Source organism: Maribacter sp. Asnod2-G09, assembly GCF_045063795.1.
In the GTDB taxonomy this organism is placed as follows: Bacteria; Bacteroidota; Bacteroidia; order Flavobacteriales; family Flavobacteriaceae; genus Maribacter.
Genome location: NZ_JBEFOA010000004.1, coordinates 722627 through 740695 on the forward strand (window position 1 = coordinate 722627; position 18069 = coordinate 740695).

Consider the following 18069-nt stretch of genomic DNA (forward strand, 5'->3'; position numbering starts at 1 on the left):
TATGAATCTTTAGTTATGGTTTTTCTTTATTGTAAAATGAAATTGAGTTCCTTCCCCAACCACACTATCGATCCAAACTTTACCTTGGTAACGATCAATAATTTTCTTTACTATTGAAAGCCCGATACCGGTTGACCTTTCATTATTACCTATCGATTGAAATATGTCAAAAATCTTTTTATGATACTCTTCTGGTATACCTACCCCATTATCGCTAATGGTAAATTGCCAAAATTCACCATCGTCTTTATAGAGTACTTCAACCAGCCCTACTTCTCTTTCTATATGTACAACCGCATTACCGATTATATTTTGAAATACCTGATGAACCTTAATTCTATCTGCCATGATAATTGGCAAAGTCTCAGGAATGACCAATTTTACATGTTCGGGTATATATATGGTCTCGCCAATATCATTTATGACCTCATTTAAGTCTACTTTAGAATCATCTAAATCAGAACTATTTGCAGTAGAATATTCTAGAATACCATGGATCAACTTATCCATAGAGGCTACTTTCTCTTGCATAAGCTCAAGATTCTGTCTACCACCTTCATCTAAAACATCTTTATAATCATCACTTAGCCAAGTTGCCAAAGCACTAATACTTCTTAACGGAGACTTAAGATCATGAGAAACAATATGGGCATACTCTTGTAATCCTTGATTACTGTTTTCTAAATCTTTTAATAATTTCTCTTTTTGAAGTTCTAATAGTTTTTGATTGGTAATATCTAAATGTATACCTATAGAACCAATTACGGCACCAGTATCATCGTACCTAGGGGCTCCACTAATAAGCCAATGTCTAATTGCATTGTTTTTATCATATACTTCCACCTCATAAGATTCTGATACACCACCTAGTCTATTTTCATTTTTCTTTTCAATGAGACTACCATCTTTGAATTTTATTGTTTGAGAAGCAATTTGACCAATAAGGTCTTCTTTTGTAAAGCCACACATGCTACAAAAGCTTTGGTTGACCATTTGTATAACATCATCATTATCGACCTCAACAAGACCTAAGTTCATGTTTGCAATGATACTACTATATTTTTCTCGTTGGTTTTCTAAGTTCTTTCTATAATTTTTAGAAATGGTAATATCTTGATAAGCCCATAAGTGCCCCTTGTAATCACCATCATTATCTATTGGTATAAAATCTCTTGCCAAAATTCTGCCATCGATCATTTCAAGTTCATCTGCCAAAACGGTTTCTTTTTTAGCTAAAATTTCCTCTATTCTACTAACAAAGTTTTTTGGGCTCTTGAAATACTTTTTATACTCTTCTTCAGATTCTGCGCAGTCAACGCCTATAATTTTCTTTGGAGATTGTTTAATATGAAATAAATCACAGAACTTTTGATTGGTCAATGCAATTTTACCTTCCTCGTCTTCTAAAAGAACACCTGTTTGTAAATTAGAAATAAGAGCAGCCAATCTATTTTGAGATGCTTCTAGTTTTCTATCAGCCTCTAGTTGATGTGAAATATCTTCTATAATAGCCACCTGATAATCTTTTTTTCTATGATCATCATGTATCGCTGAAATTCTAGTTTTAGCCATTAGCGTAGAACCATCTTTTCTAGTAAACTTCCATATTTCAGTAAATTTTTCAATTTTACCGGCACACATTTCATCAAGTTGATTTAGTGTATCTGCCGCATTTTCTGGTTCTGAAATTGATTTGAAAGAAACGTTTTTGAGTCCGCCTTCTTGATAACCAAGCATTTCTACAAAAGTATTATTGGTTTTAAGAATTACTCCGTCAATGGCTAAAACAATACCTAAGGGAGAATTCTCAACTATAATATCTAATTGCGCTTTTTGTTCAGCAACAAGTCTCTTTACTTCGGTTTCTTGGGTAATATCTCTAATAATACCTTGTGCAGCAATAGGTCTTTGATTTTTATCATATACCAGACTTGCGTTAATTTGAATCCATTTTTCAGTTTTGTCTTCAAGAATAATTTTTGCACGATAATTTTTTAAGCTACCTACCTCGATCATCGACCGCATCGATTCTTGGGTATACGCTAAAAAATCTGGGTGTATAAATTGTGAAAGATTTACGAGCTTATCGTTATGATCAAACTGCAAAAATTCTTTAGCAGATCTGTTCATATTAATAACATTGAATTGTAGATCCATTACCACGTAAGGATCGATAATATTTATAAAAATACCGTCTAATTCAGATGTTTTTTCGCTTAGTAAATTTTCGAGTTTACTATTAGATTCTCTTAAATGACTGGTAACATCGTAGAGTTCCTTAGATTTTTCTTCTAAGATATTCTCTGCTTGTTTACGAGCCTTTTTCTGTCGTTCGAGCGCTTTTTTTAAGAGAAGAACTTCTTTATTATCCATGTTGAACTACATCAAATTTTACTTCAGTACCATCTTCTTTAAGAAGTTCGTAGGTAATATCGGCTTTACCGTTAAAATGTTCAAATGCTTTTTCAATTAAACCATGAGCCAATCTATATAAACCTCTAGATGAAGAATATATCATAGAAATAGAATTATCGGTCTTTTCAAGTATCTTAAATGTAGGTAGTTCTGCTTCTGGATAAAGCTTTTTTACATGAACGTGTATATGATCTTCTATAGAGTATAATAACCCTATTGGTGTTCTATAACTTTGAATAACTTCTGGGTGTGCATTTTTTAGACTAGAGAATAAGTAGAGTCCAAATGCGTAAATTAAATCTCCGGCCGGTAAATCTACCTCTTTACTTAGCTGGGTGATCAACGCTACCATTTCATTAAATTCGTAAGTAGCTACAGAGGTATAAATACCCTCTGATGGTAAGTTTGACTTCTCAATAATATTATCAACAGTCTCTAATCCGAATTCAGATTCGACCATTTCTAAAAACTCGGTAAATACGATTCCTTTCATTTGAATTTTTTAAATACACTCAAACGTAGGAAAATTAATACGTAAATAGGAAAAAATGTTGTGAAATGAGCTTTTTTGTTAGCCTTTCACTAGTTGATTAACGTTCCAGTACTCTAAAACAGCGTTTAATTTGTACTCGTAATCTTCATATTTCAATGGTTTGATAACATAACCAGCGATACCAGCTTGGTAACATTTCAACAAATCTGCTCTATTTTCTGAGGTTGTTAAAATAACTGTAGGCAAATATTGAAGTAATTCATCTGCTTTTAAAATAGCTAGAAATTCAATACCATTCATTCTTGGCATATTCAAATCTAAGAGAATAATATCTGGTAATTTTTCGCCAGACCTTAAATAGGTTAACGCCTCTTCACCGTTTTTTGCTTCTATAATTGAATGCTTTAAGTTAAGTTTTGAAACTGTACGTTTCAACTTCATAACTTCTATTAAATCGTCTTCTATTAATAATATGTCCATAGGTCGTTTATATTGATACGACAAAGATCAAAGATTAATCACTTATAAAATGGCTGCTATAGGTGAATGGCAGTTTACTGTCGGTGAATGGTAATTCTATGCCGACGAGTATTTTGAACAATCTTTAAAATGTGCGATCTGGGCTAAATGCCGCAATGTTCATAGACGTCTTAGTACCAGACAATAACTCTGAGACCAGCTTGCCTGTAGCGGGCCCTAAACTCCAACCCATCATGGCATGACCCGTGGCAATAGTCAAGTTTTTAATTCTTGTAGATTTACCGATGTATGGTAAACCATCTGGTGAAACCGGTCGCAATCCCGTTTTTACGTTTTTTATTTCGGTATCGTTAATATCAATATCTGGATAAAAGGCTTTTGCACCATTAGCAATTGCCGCCACTCTTTCTTTTCTTATAATGTCATTATTACCAGAAAACTCCATGGTACCCGCGAATCTTGTAAACCCGTTCATAGGTGTAGCCGCTATTTTAGATTCCATTAATATTGCAGGTATCGTAATACCCGTATCACGTTCTATATTTATTCTATACCCCTTACCACCTTGCAAAGGTAATATCAACTGCAATTTTTTAGCCAGCTCTCCACTCCATGAGCCCGCAGCTAAAATAACTTCTTCTGGTTTATAAGCACTCTTCTTTGTAACTACCTCTTTAATAGTGTTACCAGAACTCTTAATATCTAGAACTTCTTCATTTGTTCTTATAATAACACCTTGCTGCTTCAAATAAGCCACTAACTTGGGCATTATTTCTGTCGGAGTCGTGTGCCCATCACATTCATAATGTATGGCACCTTCGGCATCTATATTCACGTTAGGTTCTAGTTGATGTAATGCTGCCTTATTTAAATCAGATACCTCTAGCCCTTCAAAAGCAACTCTTTCGGCAACTTGTTTTTCATGTAAATAGCTCGCTTCGGTTTTGTATAGCATCAATAAACCTTTTCGCTCTAGTTGAAAATCACCTAAATCGCCCGAATTTTTTATATCGGCAAATAACTCCCTGCTAATAAGGTTGATGTCTTTAATTAAAGGAATCGCCTTTTCGACCTTAGCCAGAGTTGATGACTTATGAAAATACCATGACCATTTCAAAAAATCGGCATCTAGTCTTGGTTTCATGTAAAACGGACTAGCAGAATTGAACATCATCTTTATCCCCTTCGCAATCATACCTGGCGATGCTAATGGAATAATATGACTCGGAGTAATGTACCCTGCATTTACGAATGATGCACCAGAGGTAATATCACCTTTATCAATTACGGTAACCTCAAAACCTTCTTTATTTAAAAAATAGGCAGTGCTTAAACCTACAATGCCACCGCCAATTATAAGTACATTCTTCATTTTTTAGTACTAGAATTTAAATTACTTGAAATCCGTATGCATAGGGATCATCGTCATCTATGGTTATGGTGTTCTGACCATATATTTTTGCCCAACCTTTAATACTAGGTATTATGGCAGGTATATCAGTTATAGTCGTTTCTTCTTCTACCCTACCCACAAACTGAGACCCTATATAACTCTCATGAATAAAATCTTCTCCAACACCTAACTTACCTTTTGCATACCATTGCGCCATTCGTGCAGACGTACCCGTACCACAAGGCGAACGGTCAATAGCCTTATCGCCATAAAATACGGCATTTCTTGCGCTAGCAGTCTCAGAAATAGTATTTCCCGTCCATAATATATGACTCACATTTCTAATGGTTGAATCTTCTGGATGGATAAATTTATCAGGATATTTCAAATTGATTCTCTCCCGCAGTTCTTGACTAAATTGAATTAATTGACTAGCAGAGTAATCTTGAATTCCGTTAAAATTCTTTTGTGGATCTACAATAGCATAAAAATTACCTCCGTAGGATACATCAAAAACAACCTCTCCCAAATAAGATGATGCTATGGTTAAATCTGTCGCAGCCAAATACGACTTTACATTGGTCAATTTTACCCAATCTACTTTATTAGCCGTTTGTTGATACGATATATGTACTAAACCTGCCGGAGTTTCCATACGTACTTTTCCAGGTATTTTAGGTATAATCAATCCTTCTTCAATACCAATGGTAATAGCACCAATGGTACCATGACCGCACATGGGTAAGCATCCGCTGGTTTCAATAAACAATATTCCAAAATCATTATTAGGGTCGCTCGGTGCATAAAAAATACTACCACTCATCATATCATGACCACGAGGCTCGAACATAAGCCCTTTACGGATCCAGTCATATTCCTTTAAAAAATGCAGGCGTTTTTCACTCATGGTTGCGCCGACCAAATCAGGACCACCTTGTTTTAGTACCCTAACAGGATTACCACAAGTATGCGCATCGATACAAACAAATGTGCTGCTGGCCATATTAATAGTTTGTTATTTGTTTCAGTTTTTAGTGTATTCGCCTTCAACAAGTCTTGTAATTTTCAGCGGATTATCGTTTTGCAATGCCGCTGGCAACAATTTATTAGGCCAATCTTGAAAAGAAACAGGACGTACCCATCTTTTTATAGCAGAGGTACCAACAGAAGTAAAACGAGCATCTGTAGAGGCAGGAAAAGGACCACCGTGAACCATAGAAGAATTTACTTCTACACCCGTTGGTACGCCATTGAACAATATACGCCCTACTCTACTCTGCAGTGCATCTACAACCCCAGAATTATGCTCTAAATCTTCTTCAGAACCTAAAACCGTACCCGTTAACTGACCTTCTAAATGATTTAAAATAGCTTCTAATTCTGATGTACTTTCACATTCAACTACAACCGAAAACGGACCAAATACCTCTTTATGCAATTTTGTGTTGGCTAAAAAATCTGCCCCGCTAACTTTTAAAACTGATTGTTGTGCATTATTAGCTTTCGTTGGCTTATCATAATTTGCAGTAACCGTCACTCCTTTCTGTGTTGACAACTCATTTTTACCCTCTTGATATTTTGCATATATATTCGGGTGAAGCATACATGTTGGTTCTAATTTTAGAATTTCTTCGGATAAGGTATTTATGAAACTATCTAATTTAGCCCCCTTCAACCCTAACACCAACCCCGGATTGGTACAAAACTGCCCTGAGCCCATAGTTATTGAAGAAGCATATTTAGTTGCCCAAACATCACCATCGTTCTCTAATGCAGAAGGAAGCAATACTACAGGATTAATACTGCCCATCTCTGCAAATACAGGTATAGGCTCATCTCTTTCGTTAGCTAATTTATAAAGCGCAGTACCACCATTTATACTACCTGTAAACCCAACAGCTTTTACTTTTGGATGCTTCACCAACTGCTGACCCACTTCTATACCGCTACTATTCAAATTTGAAAATACCCCATTAGGCATTCCTGTTTTTTCTGCCGCTTTTATAATTGCCGATGAAACCAGTTCACCTGTCGCTGCATGCATTGGGTGACTTTTAACGATTACTGGGCAACCTGCTGCCAGTGCACTTGCCGTATCACCACCTGCTGTTGAAAATGCTAATGGAAAGTTACTTGCGCCAAATACTACTATAGGACCTAACGGAAATAACATTTTTCGTATATCTGACTTGGGCATCGGTTCTCTATTAGGCTGGGCTTTTTCAATTACCGCTTCTACCCAAGAACCCTCTTTCAACAAACTAGCAAAAGCTCGTAATTGGCCCATAGTACGACCACGTTCACCTCTTGCTCTACCATCTGGCAAACCCGATTCTTTGCAATAGGTCTCAATAAGTTCATCACCAATAGCTTCAATTTCATCAGCAATAGCTTCCAGAAATTCAGCTTTTTTAGCTCCTGAAAAATCTTTATAAACTTTAAAAGCATCAGTAGCTAAGGCTACTGCTTCATCAATTTCATTTGAAGATGCTTCGTAAAAAGTCCATTCTGTTTCTTTATTTTCTTTAGGATTAAAAGTCTTAAAAGTTTTATTTCCTTGCTTAGAAGATTTACTTCCGATTGCATTTGTACCGCTTATCATTTTTTATTTTTCTGATGTTACTCAAAAGTAAATAAAGAAGCCGAAACAAATTTCGATTCTTTCTTTACATTTCTTTATATACCCAGTAAACGTGTGGGGCATATAATAATGGTTCAATTAGTTAATACCTTTATAATCTGGCAATGTTGGCCTTGTAGCCATGCCTTGTTTTATAATCGCTGCTACTCTTTCGCGTTCTGCACCTACTAGTGGCAACCTTGGCGCACGAACATTCTCGGTACCAATACCAGTTGCAACTTCTGCCATTTTAATATTCTGTACTAATTGCGGACTAATATCAAGCTCCAATAATGGTAAAAACCATCTGTATATTTCTAATGCTTCTTTAATTCTACCGGCTCTTGCCAATTCGAAAACAGCACAAGTTTCAGCAGGGAAAGCACATACCAAACCAGCTACCCATCCATCAGCACCCATTAATGTGCTTTCTAAGCCTAAGGTATCTACACCAGTTAAAACATTTAGTCTATCTCCGAATCTTGTTTTTATACGCGTAATATTAGATATGTCTCTCGTCGATTCTTTTACCGCCTGTATATTATCGCAAACCATAAGTTCCTCTAACATATCTAGAGTCACCAAAATTCCGTAATCAATAGGGTTATTATAAATCATGATAGGCAAATCGGTACTATTCGCCGTTTCTTTAAAATACGTAACCGTTTCATGATCATTCGCTTTATAACGCATTGGTGGTAGCATCATTAACCCTGTTGCACCACATTCTTCGGCAACTTCAGCTGCATGAATAGCACCTTTCGTTGTTTGTTCAGCAATATTAATAATGACCGGCACCTTCCCTTTAACCAACTTTACGGTTTCTTTCATGAGAACCTTTTTCTCTTCATAGGTCAATGTACTCGCCTCCCCTAAGGTTCCGCCAAGTATAATTCCGCTTACTCCCGCATCTAATTGAGCCCTTATATTGATAGAGAACATATCTAAATCAAGTTCGTCTTTATCTGTAAATTTTGTGGTAACCGCTGGCATAACGCCTGTCCATGAAATACTCATTATATATTGTTTTTGATGATACCCAAATCTACAGGTAGTATTAGAAATAAATTGTTTTCATATTACCTACACATGGTACTATTTTACCACCTTAATCATATAATTACAATATATACCGCTAAATTAGATGCATATGAAGGTCTTCCCGTTTAAAATACCAAAACCAATAGATGAGCATTTAATTGTTCAAATAGATAAAGAACCTATCTTTTATAACAAGCTTCATCAACATGAAGAAATACAGATAAGCTACATTATAAACGGTAACGGCAAATTATTGGTGGGTGATAGTATTCATCATTTTTCAACAGGAGATATTTATGTGATAGGAAGTAATTTACCTCATGTTTTTAAAAGTATTGCAAGTAATAAAGATGCCCATATGCTAACCGTTTTCTTTACCGATAGCACCTTTGGTGCGCACTTCTTTCAGCTACCCTATTTTAAAGATTTACAATCTTTCTTTACAAATGCCGCTTCTGGGTTTAAAGTAATGTCAAACAAAAAGCAACTAACACAGCAAATCCTAGCACTACAATCTCTACAAAAACTACAACGCTTTACATCGTTTTTAGAGCTATTAGAATTATTAAGCAAAGTAGCTACAGAGCCTTTAAGCAAGTTTATTTATGCTAAAATCTTAAGTTCTAATGAGGGGGAACGCTTGCAAGAAATATTTGATTTTGTTTTTAAGAACTTTCAGCAGCCTATATTGTTAGATGACATTTCTAAAATGGCCTATATGACTCCAAATGCCTTTTGCCGCTTTTTCAAACAGCGCACCAACAAAACATTTTTTCAATTCTTAATTGAGCTTCGTATAGAACATGCGTGCCAGCTATTAAATTCGAAAAAAGATTTAAATATTAATATGATATCCGACCTATCTGGTTTCAACTCCATTTCTAATTTTAATAAGAAATTTAAAAAGATAAAAGGCTTAACACCAACCCAGTATCAAAAATCCCTAGTATTATAGAAAAGTTACCTTATTAATAATCATTAATATATTTTAAATTGAATGAGAGGTTTCTATATTTGCGCTTCATAATACTTCAAGTATGCCCACGTGGTGAAATTGGTAGACATGCTACCTTGAGGGGGTAGTGTTCGTAAGGACGTGCTGGTTCGAATCCAGTCGTGGGCACAAAAGGTTAGATTTAGGTCTAACCTTTTTTTATTTTGATAATTTTAACTATCAAGTACCCTAATACATTCTAATAAATTGTAGATTTGTTTAATCCTTTTTCAGAAAACATGAACAATGTAAAAAAACAGTTTAGTATTAGAGACCTTGAAAACCTCTCTGGCATTAAAGCACATACTATCAGAATTTGGGAAAAAAGATACAATCTTTTATCTCCTGAACGTACCGACACAAACATTAGAACCTATAGCCTTTCGAGCCTACAAAAGTTACTTAATGTTACACTACTCTATAATAACGGACACAAAATATCTAAAATCGCCAAGATATCTGATAAAGACATTCCATATGTAGTTCGCGAAATAGTAGCAAAACACAGTCATAAGAGTCAAGCTATCAATGCTTTTAAATTAGCAATGGTCAATTTTGACCAAACGATGTTCTTTAATACGTATAATGCCCTTTTAAGTGAAAATTCATTTAGAGAAATTTTTAAAGAGACATTTGTTCCTTTATTGAATGAACTTGGATTGCTATGGCAGACGGACACTATTAGTCCGGCTCATGAACATTTTATGAGTAGTTTAATTAAACAAAAGATTTTATTAAATACCGAAAAGCTTCAACATTTGGAACCTACAAAAAAGGACAAAGTATTTGTGGCTTTTTTACCTGAAAATGAAATACACGATATAGGACTATTGTATATTAATTACGAGATTATCTTAAAAGGTTATAAGTGTATTTATTTAGGTCCAACAATACCAATGGAGAACTTAGAAGATGTATTAAAATATTTCGATGACATCTATTTTGTTTCCTACTTCACTGTTTTCCCAGAAAAAGATAAGATTAACAAATACTTAGAAGATTTTTCTAAACTTGTTGCCGAATATAACGACCCTAATTTTTGGATTTTAGGACGACAAACAAATTTTATTGAAGAGGCAACAAAACCTAAATTTTGTAGAACGTTTACTTCCATCGATAACCTGGTTAACAATTTATAATCTCTTTGATACAAATGAATAAAAGTTGCATAGTAATTGGTTCTGGTTTTTCTTCACTATCAGCGGCATGTTACTTGGCAAAAGCTGGCTGGGATGTTTCTATATATGAGAAAAATGACACTGTAGGCGGTAGAGCTTCTCAATTCATAAAAGACGGCTTTACGTTTGATATGGGTCCGAGTTGGTATTGGATGCCAGATATTTTTGATAAGTTTTTTGCCGATTTCAATAAACAAACATCAGACTATTACCAACTAGATAAGCTGAGTCCTGCTTATAAAATATTCTTTAGTGACGATATTATCACCATTGGTGATAGTATGGATAAAATTTGTGAGGAGTTCGAAAGAATAGAACCTGGCAGCTCAAAAGCATTAAAAAAGTTTATCGATAAAGCACAAGAAAATTATGATATTGCCATTAACAAAGTAGTTCTAAGACCGGGACTTTCTCCTTTAGAATTGGTGACGAAAGAAACCATGTTAAAAGTTGACCAATTTTTTAAAACTATTAGTTCGCAAGTACGTAAGTCTTTTAAAAATCCGAAATTGGTATCTACCTTAGAATTCCCTGTTTTGTTTCTTGGCGCTAAACCGAGCAATACTCCGTCATTTTATAATTTCATGAATTTTGCAGATTTTGGCTTGGGTACATGGCACCCAAAAGGTGGTATGTATGAAGTAATTAAGGCTATGGAAAGTCTTGCAAAAGAACTCGGTGTTAAAATAAACACCAATTCGCCGATTGAGAAAATTCAAGTAACCAACGGTAAAGCGACCGGAGTTACGTGCAATGGAGAAACTCATAGCGCAGATGTAGTTTTAAGTGGAGCAGATTACCATCACTCAGAAAGCCTATTAGATGAAAAGTACCAGCAATATTCTCAAAACTATTGGGACAAAAAGGTATTCGCACCATCATCATTATTATTTTACATAGGGCTTGATACGAAACTAAAAAACGTTGAGCATCACAACCTATTTTTTGATACAGATTTTGAGCTACACGCTAAAGAAATTTACGACAGTCCAAAATGGCCAACCAATCCGCTATTCTATGCTAATTTCCCATCTATGACAGATGCTAGCATGGCACCAGATGGTTGCGAAACAGCATTTTTTCTGGTACCTATTGCTACTGCGCTTGAAGATACCGAAGCATTGAGAAATCAATATTTTGACCTTATAATGGATCGTTTTGAAAAAAGAACAGGACAAGACATTAGAAAAAATATTATATTCAAAGAAACATTCTGTGTAAACGATTTTGTTGAACGATATAATTCATACAAAGGCAATGCCTACGGTATGGCAAATACTTTAACACAAACTGCATTTTTGAGACCGAATTTAAGAAGTAAAAAAGTAGTTGATTTATATTTTACAGGACAACTGACTGTACCTGGTCCCGGTGTGCCACCCGCGCTAATCTCCGGTAAGTTAGTGTCAGAATTAATTATAAAAGATAATTAGTTAATTTATGAAAGATACTTTTGATCAAGTTTCATACCAATGCAGTAAGATTGTTACCAAACGATATAGTACATCTTTCGCATTAGCCACCAAGATGTTGCACTCATCTATACGTGGTCATATTTATAATATATATGGTTTTGTTCGCTTTGCAGATGAAATTGTCGACACCTTTCATGATTATGACAAAGAGGTGCTTTTCGATAAATTCGAAGAAGAACTTGAAGCTTCATTACGAGATAAAATAAGTCTTAATCCTATTTTAAATTCTTTTCAACATACCTATCATACCTACAAGATACCTAAGCACTTGGTTGATTCATTTATGAAAAGTATGCGAATGGATTTGGTGAAAAATATTTACAGAACCGATGCAGAATACAAAGAATACATATATGGCTCTGCAGATGTTGTTGGCTTAATGTGTCTTCAGGTTTTTGTAAAGGGTGATGTTGAAGAGTATAACCGATTAAAAGAATCGGCAATGGCATTAGGTTCCGCTTTTCAAAAAGTAAATTTCTTGCGAGATGTAAAAGCTGATTTTGAGGAACTGAATAGATCATATTTCCCAAACACGAACTTGAAGGAATTAGACGAAGCATCTAAAAAACGTATCGTTGAAGAAATAAAGGCAGATTTCAAAAAAGGATATGAGGGAATTGTAAATTTACCTACGGATGCAAAATTCGGAGTATACACAGCATATAAATATTATTACAAACTTTTGAATAAGCTACAAAGCACACCGTCTCTAGAAATTAAGAATGCTAGAATAAGGGTTCCTAATTATCAGAAATTTGGTTTACTAGCGCGTTCTTATGTTAAATTTAAAATGAACTTGGTATAATGAATATAGTTATTTGGATATTGATTTTTCTAGGAACATTCTTGTTCATGGAATTCATGGCGTGGTTTACGCATAAATATGTAATGCATGGTTTTCTCTGGAGTCTTCATAGCGACCATCATAAAAAAGATCACGACTCGTGGTTTGAAAGAAATGACCTTTTCTTCATCTTTTATGCGATTGTAAGTATGTCTTTGTTCTACTCTGGCACCACGGGTTTTTGGTACGGCTACCCATTAGGGTTTGGTATATTAGCTTACGGTATAGCTTATTTCTTGGTACATGATATTTTTATACACCAGCGCTTTAAATTATTTAGAAACGCCAATAACTGGTATAGTAGAGGTGTTAGAAGAGCTCACAAAATGCACCACAAACATATTGGCAAAGGCGATGGCGAATGCTTCGGTATGCTGTTTGTACCTTTTAAGTATTTTAAGAAATAGTAATCAGGTAAAACTACAAGCAGCTTATTCTGCTATAAGTTGATTTAGAAGTTTATCAACTTTATCATTATCCCAATCAGCAATAGCATTTTGGTGTATTACTATTGAACCGGTTTTATCTATTAGGTAAGATCCTGGCGGTTTTAATAATGAAATCGGACTTGGTTCACCAATTATTTGATAGGTTACTGGGAAGGTATACCCTTGCTCATCCATAAAAAGCTCCACAGGAGCTCTTTCTTCATTGGTAATTACGTAGAACTTCATCTTATCGCCGTAAGTATCGTAAAGGTACTGCACGTCTTTTAACTGCGCCTGAGAAGGCATATGCCATGAAGTCCAAAATGTAATGAATGCTACTTTACCTTTTGCCTCATCAAAATTAAAGAACTTCCAATTCTGATCTTTTAACTTCCAATCATAGTCCGTTACCTTTCCTCGATTTTCAGATTTGATAATTGTAGGGGAAGTGGCAAATGCCCTGTTAAGCATAATCTTGCTATAATCACCCAATGGGGTAACGAAAAAAGAAATTACAAAAGCAATGATCAATAAGGTAAAAACCGTTTGTCTGGTCATAAAAGTTAAATAGGGGTCAAAACTAAAAAACTCCTGATTAATATCAGGAGTTTTCCTTACAAATTTTGAGTTGTTGAATTATGAGGCGTTTTCCCTCTTAATAACGTTTAAAGCTGAACCTTCTCTATACCACCCAATTTGTGCGGCATTATAAGTATGGTTTACTTTGATTACATCTTTACTACCATCAGCATGAACAACCTCAACGGTCAATTGCTTATCTGGAGCAAATTCTGCTATATCTGTAAAATTGAATGTATCGTCTTCTTGAATAAGATCATAATCGCTTTCATTAGCAAAAGTCAACCCTAACATCCCTTGTTTTTTAAGGTTTGTTTCGTGTATACGTGCAAATGACTTTACAATTACTGCAGCAACACCTAAGTGACGTGGCTCCATTGCCGCGTGTTCACGTGAAGAACCTTCGCCATAGTTATGATCACCAACAACAATACTTCTAACACCTGCTGCTTTATAAGCTCTTGCAGTATCTGGTACACCACCAAATTCACCGTTCAATTGATTTTTAACCATATTGGTCTTATGACCAAATGCATTGACAGCACCGATTAAACAGTTGTTAGAAATATTATCTAAATGCCCACGGAAACGTAACCATGGCCCTGCCATAGAAATATGATCCGTTGTACACTTACCAAATGCTTTGATTAACAATTTAGCACCCATTAAACTTTCGTCTTTTATCGGTGTAAACGGCTCTAACAATTGTAAACGTTCAGAATCTGAAGCAACTTTAACTTCTACACCAGATCCATCTTCATCAGGTGCAAGAAAACCAGCATCTTCTACTGCAAAACCTTTAGGAGGCAATTCCCATCCTGTTGGTTCATCGAACTTTACTTCTTCTCCTTTTTCGTTGATTAGTGTATCCGTCATCGGATTAAAATCTAATCTACCTGCAATTGCAATTGCCGCCGTAATTTCTGGCGAAGCTACAAATGCGTGCGTATTAGGGTTACCATCTGCACGTTTTGCAAAGTTTCTGTTGAAAGAGTGAACAATACTGTTCTTTGGTGCATTTTTAGGATCACTATAACGCGCCCATTGACCAATACATGGTCCGCATGCGTTGGTAAAAATCTTAGCATCCAATTTCTCGAATATTCCAAGAATACCGTCTCTATCTGCTGTATATCGTACTTGTTCAGAACCAGGATTAATTCCTAATTCCGACTTCATTTTAATTCCTTTATCAATAGCTTGTTGTGCAATTGAAGAAGCTCTAGATAAATCTTCGTAAGAAGAGTTAGTACAAGAACCAATTAACCCCCATTCCACAGCTAATGGCCATTCGTGTTCAGTAGCCTTCTCTGTCATGTCTTTACCAACTTTCGTAGATAAATCTGGCGTAAAAGGACCATTTAATAATGGAGTCAATTCAGTCAAGTTAATTTCAATAACTTCATCAAAGTATTGCTCAGGGTTTGCATAAACCTCATCATCTGCAGTTAAATACTCTTTCACTTCATTTGCAGCATCAGCAATATCAGCTCTATCGGTAGCTCTTAAATAACGCTCCATAGATTCATCATAGCCGAAAGTAGAAGTCGTCGCCCCTATCTCTGCACCCATGTTACAAATTGTACCCTTACCTGTACATGATAAAGATTTTGCACCTGAACCAAAGTATTCAACAATCGCTCCTGTTCCACCTTTAACGGTAAGAATTTCGGCAACTTTTAATATCACATCTTTTGGCGCTGTCCATCCAGAAATAGTTCCGGTTAACTTTACACCTATTAGTTTAGGAAATTTAAGTTCCCAAGCCATACCTGCCATAACATCAACAGCATCTGCACCACCAACACCAATAGCAACCATACCCAATCCACCGGCATTAACTGTATGCGAATCGGTACCGATCATCATTCCACCAGGGAAAGCATAATTCTCTAATACAACTTGGTGAATAATACCAGCACCTGGTTTCCAAAAACCAATTCCGTATTTATTAGAAACAGATTCTAAGAAATCAAAAACTTCTGCACTTGTAGTGTTCGCCGATTTTAAATCTGCAGTAGCACCATTTTTAGCCTGAATTAAGTGATCACAGTGTACTGTAGTTGGTACAGCAACCTTCGGCTTACCTGCTTGCATAAATTGCAATAAAGCCATTTGAGCCGTAGCATCTTGACAAGCGATACGATCCGGAGCAAAATCAACATAATCTTTACCTCTTGTAAATGGTTTATCAGGCGTGCCATCCCATAAGTGAGAATATAAAATCTTTTCTGAAAGCGTTAGCGGCTTACCTACAATCTCTCTCGCCTTGTCTACACGTTCCGACATGGAAGCGTAAACTTTTTTAATCATATCTATGTCAAAAGCCATAAAATCTATTTATATAAATTATTAATCTATCTTATCTGTACAAGATACGAAATGTACAGAGATTTTAAGAGCGCATATGAAATTAAGAATGATTATAAAAAACTGAATGAAAGAAGCCTGATTTTGAGCACACAAGCTCCTCAAAATAGCAAATATCGCTATCAACTTTTATCATCAAATACATTAAACAACTTTTAAACTTCGCTAAAACAAGACTTTCAAAAGCAGCTTCATATGCTGTTATAATAGATGTTCTGGCAAAAATGAAGAAAATTTTACTTTATAATTTTAATGGATTTTTCTAAACCAATTGGGTTACTTCATGTATTTTACAAAAAATTAAAAATTTCATGAAATCACCTTTTCACTTATCAAAAGAAGAAATGCAATCTTATGGCTATAAAATTGTAGACTTAATTGTTGAGCATTATACAGAAATTGAGAATAAAAATCCCGTAAGTATTGCTTCTAGAAAAGAAATGGATTCTATTTTCTTACAAGAAGCTCCAGATAAAGGAATGCCTGCAGATAAAGTTTTAGACTTTGTTATGGATAATGTAATACCCAACTCAAATATTTCTGGTCATCCAAAATCATTTTCTTTTGTACCCGGACCAAGTAATTTTATAAGCGCTATTTCAGATTCTTTGGCAACAGGATTTAATATTTTTTCTGGCGGATGGATTGTTGCTCCCGCAGCGGCAGAATTAGAAATCGTCACTCTAAATTGGTTGTTGAAAATGTTCGATTTCCCCATAAAAAAAGGAGGGGGAATTTTTACAAGTGGCGGTTCTATGGCAAATTTAACAGCTTTAGTAACTGCAAGAAGAGTAAAATGTGGTGACGATTTTTCTAATGCCATTATTTATTTATCAGACCAAGCACACTCTTCAAACATTAAAGCAATTAGGGTCTTAGGTTTTAAGAAAGAACAGATTAAAATAATACCTACCGATTTAGAATTTAAAATAAGCATCAATAAACTTAAAAATGAAATTGCTAAAGATAAAATAGAAGGCAGAAAACCTTTTTGCATTATTGCATCTGCCGGTACCACAAATACTGGTACTGTAGACCCATTAGACACCTTAGCAGATATTTGTGAAAAAGAGAATCTTTGGTTTCATATTGATGGCGCGTATGGTGCAGCTGCTATTTTATCAGATAAAGGAAGTAAGGCTTTACGAGGTATTGAGCGTGCAGATTCTTTGACCGTAGATCCACATAAATGGTTTTTTCAACCTTATGAAATTGGATGTCTTTTGGTAAAAAATGCATCTTGGCTTAGTAATACTTTTAGTGAAAAACCAGAATATTTAAGAGATATAGAAGGTAACGAATCAGAAATTAATTTTTATGATTACGGCATTCAGTTAACAAGAAGGTTTAGAGCCTTAAAGTTTTACATGTCTATAAAAACGTATGGTTTAGACGCTTTTAAAAAAGCCATTACTTATAATATTGACTTAGCCGATAAAACAGAAGACCTGTTAAGAGAAAGCGGAAATTGGGAAATTGTTTCGTTAGCAACTTTGGCAATAATAAATTTTAGATACAATCCGTTAGAATCAAAATTATCTGAAGAACAATTAGATAAATTAAATCAACAAATTTCAGCGAGAGTTGTGGCATCAAAAGAAGCACTTTTAGTAACTACTGTTTTACAAAACCAAGTGGTAATTAGAATGTGCTTAATTAATCCAGATACTACATTAGATCACATAAAAGACACTTTAAATCAATGCGAAAAATTTGCTAAGCAAATTCTTTTAGATTGGAAAAATGCAGTCTAAAATCA

General features: G+C 35.0%; 15 protein-coding genes and 1 tRNA gene. 7 read left to right on the plus strand and 9 right to left on the minus strand.

Features of this window, described 5'->3' with window-relative positions; all coding sequences use genetic code 11:
• Positions 1-9: 9 nt before the first annotated feature.
• From ACJJVT_RS10140 to ACJJVT_RS10170, 7 genes are all read right to left on the minus strand, one after another.
• Positions 10-2373: a PAS domain S-box protein gene (locus ACJJVT_RS10140; protein ID WP_405398381.1), complete on the minus strand. Its 2364-nt coding sequence runs from the start codon at positions 2371-2373 to the stop codon at positions 10-12.
• Positions 2366-2908 (minus strand): heme NO-binding domain-containing protein, encoded by a 543-nt coding sequence (locus ACJJVT_RS10145; RefSeq protein WP_405398382.1) that lies wholly within the window; start codon positions 2906-2908, stop codon positions 2366-2368. The genes ACJJVT_RS10140 and ACJJVT_RS10145 overlap by 8 nt, the downstream gene beginning before the upstream one ends.
• A gap of 78 nt (positions 2909-2986) precedes the next feature.
• On the minus strand, positions 2987-3388 hold the full coding sequence (locus ACJJVT_RS10150; protein WP_073243514.1) for a response regulator: 402 nt from the start codon (positions 3386-3388) through the stop codon (positions 2987-2989).
• Between the two features lie 124 nt (positions 3389-3512).
• On the minus strand, positions 3513-4760 hold the full coding sequence (locus tag ACJJVT_RS10155) for an NAD(P)/FAD-dependent oxidoreductase (RefSeq protein WP_405398384.1): 1248 nt from the start codon (positions 4758-4760) through the stop codon (positions 3513-3515).
• Positions 4761-4776: 16 nt separating this feature from the next.
• Positions 4777-5784 (minus strand): 4-hydroxyproline epimerase, encoded by a 1008-nt coding sequence (locus ACJJVT_RS10160; protein WP_405398387.1) that lies wholly within the window; start codon positions 5782-5784, stop codon positions 4777-4779.
• Positions 5785-5805: 21 nt separating this feature from the next.
• Positions 5806-7383, minus strand: a complete 1578-nt coding sequence (locus ACJJVT_RS10165; protein ID WP_405398390.1) for an aldehyde dehydrogenase (NADP(+)) — start codon at positions 7381-7383, stop codon at positions 5806-5808.
• A 117-nt stretch (positions 7384-7500) separates the two neighbouring features.
• Positions 7501-8418, minus strand: coding sequence for a dihydrodipicolinate synthase family protein (locus tag ACJJVT_RS10170; protein WP_405398392.1), 918 nt, complete (start codon positions 8416-8418; stop codon positions 7501-7503).
• 133 nt (positions 8419-8551) lie between these two features.
• Here ACJJVT_RS10170 and ACJJVT_RS10175 point away from each other — a divergent pair, with 133 nt between their 5' ends.
• The 6 genes from ACJJVT_RS10175 to ACJJVT_RS10200 all read left to right on the plus strand — a co-directional run bounded on the left by ACJJVT_RS10175 (position 8552) and on the right by ACJJVT_RS10200 (position 13340).
• The gene (locus tag ACJJVT_RS10175) at positions 8552-9397 is read left to right on the plus strand and encodes an AraC family transcriptional regulator (protein WP_405398394.1); all 846 of its coding nucleotides are present in this window, start codon (positions 8552-8554) and stop codon (positions 9395-9397) included.
• Positions 9398-9481: 84 nt separating this feature from the next.
• A tRNA-Leu gene (locus ACJJVT_RS10180) sits at positions 9482-9565 on the plus strand.
• Between the two features lie 110 nt (positions 9566-9675).
• On the plus strand, positions 9676-10575 hold the full coding sequence (locus tag ACJJVT_RS10185; protein ID WP_299319982.1) for a MerR family transcriptional regulator: 900 nt from the start codon (positions 9676-9678) through the stop codon (positions 10573-10575).
• A 14-nt stretch (positions 10576-10589) separates the two neighbouring features.
• Positions 10590-12047, plus strand: coding sequence for a phytoene desaturase family protein (locus ACJJVT_RS10190; protein ID WP_405398396.1), 1458 nt, complete (start codon positions 10590-10592; stop codon positions 12045-12047).
• A gap of 7 nt (positions 12048-12054) precedes the next feature.
• Entirely contained in the window at positions 12055-12894 is an 840-nt protein-coding gene (locus ACJJVT_RS10195; RefSeq protein WP_405398398.1) for a phytoene/squalene synthase family protein, read from the plus strand.
• The gene (locus ACJJVT_RS10200) at positions 12894-13340 is read left to right on the plus strand and encodes a beta-carotene hydroxylase (RefSeq protein WP_405398400.1); all 447 of its coding nucleotides are present in this window, start codon (positions 12894-12896) and stop codon (positions 13338-13340) included. Before ACJJVT_RS10195 ends, ACJJVT_RS10200 begins: the two co-directional genes overlap by 1 nt.
• 24 nt (positions 13341-13364) lie before the next feature.
• On the opposite strand, the gene ACJJVT_RS10205 is transcribed toward ACJJVT_RS10200, so the two are convergent.
• A complete protein-coding gene (locus tag ACJJVT_RS10205; protein ID WP_405398402.1) occupies positions 13365-13919 on the minus strand; it encodes a TlpA family protein disulfide reductase in 555 nt (184 codons plus the stop codon).
• 78 nt (positions 13920-13997) lie between these two features.
• Positions 13998-16271 (minus strand): aconitate hydratase, encoded by a 2274-nt coding sequence (locus ACJJVT_RS10210; protein ID WP_405398404.1) that lies wholly within the window; start codon positions 16269-16271, stop codon positions 13998-14000.
• Between the two features lie 350 nt (positions 16272-16621).
• On the opposite strand from ACJJVT_RS10210, the gene ACJJVT_RS10215 reads away from it, so the two are divergent.
• Positions 16622-18064, plus strand: coding sequence for a pyridoxal phosphate-dependent decarboxylase family protein (locus ACJJVT_RS10215; protein WP_405398405.1), 1443 nt, complete (start codon positions 16622-16624; stop codon positions 18062-18064).
• Positions 18065-18069: the final 5 nt, after the last annotated feature.

Coding starts and splice junctions, on each gene's coding strand:
- ACJJVT_RS10155 (WP_405398384.1), bottom strand. CDS start 4,760: ATGAAGAATGTACTTATAATTGGCGGTGGCATTGTAGGTTTAAGCACT.
- ACJJVT_RS10145 (WP_405398382.1), bottom strand. CDS start 2,908: ATGAAAGGAATCGTATTTACCGAGTTTTTAGAAATGGTCGAATCTGAA.
- ACJJVT_RS10170 (WP_405398392.1), bottom strand. CDS start 8,418: ATGAGTATTTCATGGACAGGCGTTATGCCAGCGGTTACCACAAAATTT.
- ACJJVT_RS10175 (WP_405398394.1), top strand. CDS start 8,552: ATGAAGGTCTTCCCGTTTAAAATACCAAAACCAATAGATGAGCATTTA.
- ACJJVT_RS10190 (WP_405398396.1), top strand. CDS start 10,590: ATGAATAAAAGTTGCATAGTAATTGGTTCTGGTTTTTCTTCACTATCA.
- ACJJVT_RS10210 (WP_405398404.1), bottom strand. CDS start 16,271: ATGGCTTTTGACATAGATATGATTAAAAAAGTTTACGCTTCCATGTCG.
- ACJJVT_RS10200 (WP_405398400.1), top strand. CDS start 12,894: ATGAATATAGTTATTTGGATATTGATTTTTCTAGGAACATTCTTGTTC.
- ACJJVT_RS10160 (WP_405398387.1), bottom strand. CDS start 5,784: ATGGCCAGCAGCACATTTGTTTGTATCGATGCGCATACTTGTGGTAAT.
- ACJJVT_RS10205 (WP_405398402.1), bottom strand. CDS start 13,919: ATGACCAGACAAACGGTTTTTACCTTATTGATCATTGCTTTTGTAATT.
- ACJJVT_RS10165 (WP_405398390.1), bottom strand. CDS start 7,383: ATGATAAGCGGTACAAATGCAATCGGAAGTAAATCTTCTAAGCAAGGA.
- ACJJVT_RS10215 (WP_405398405.1), top strand. CDS start 16,622: ATGAAATCACCTTTTCACTTATCAAAAGAAGAAATGCAATCTTATGGC.
- ACJJVT_RS10185 (WP_299319982.1), top strand. CDS start 9,676: ATGAACAATGTAAAAAAACAGTTTAGTATTAGAGACCTTGAAAACCTC.
- ACJJVT_RS10150 (WP_073243514.1), bottom strand. CDS start 3,388: ATGGACATATTATTAATAGAAGACGATTTAATAGAAGTTATGAAGTTG.
- ACJJVT_RS10195 (WP_405398398.1), top strand. CDS start 12,055: ATGAAAGATACTTTTGATCAAGTTTCATACCAATGCAGTAAGATTGTT.
- ACJJVT_RS10140 (WP_405398381.1), bottom strand. CDS start 2,373: ATGGATAATAAAGAAGTTCTTCTCTTAAAAAAAGCGCTCGAACGACAG.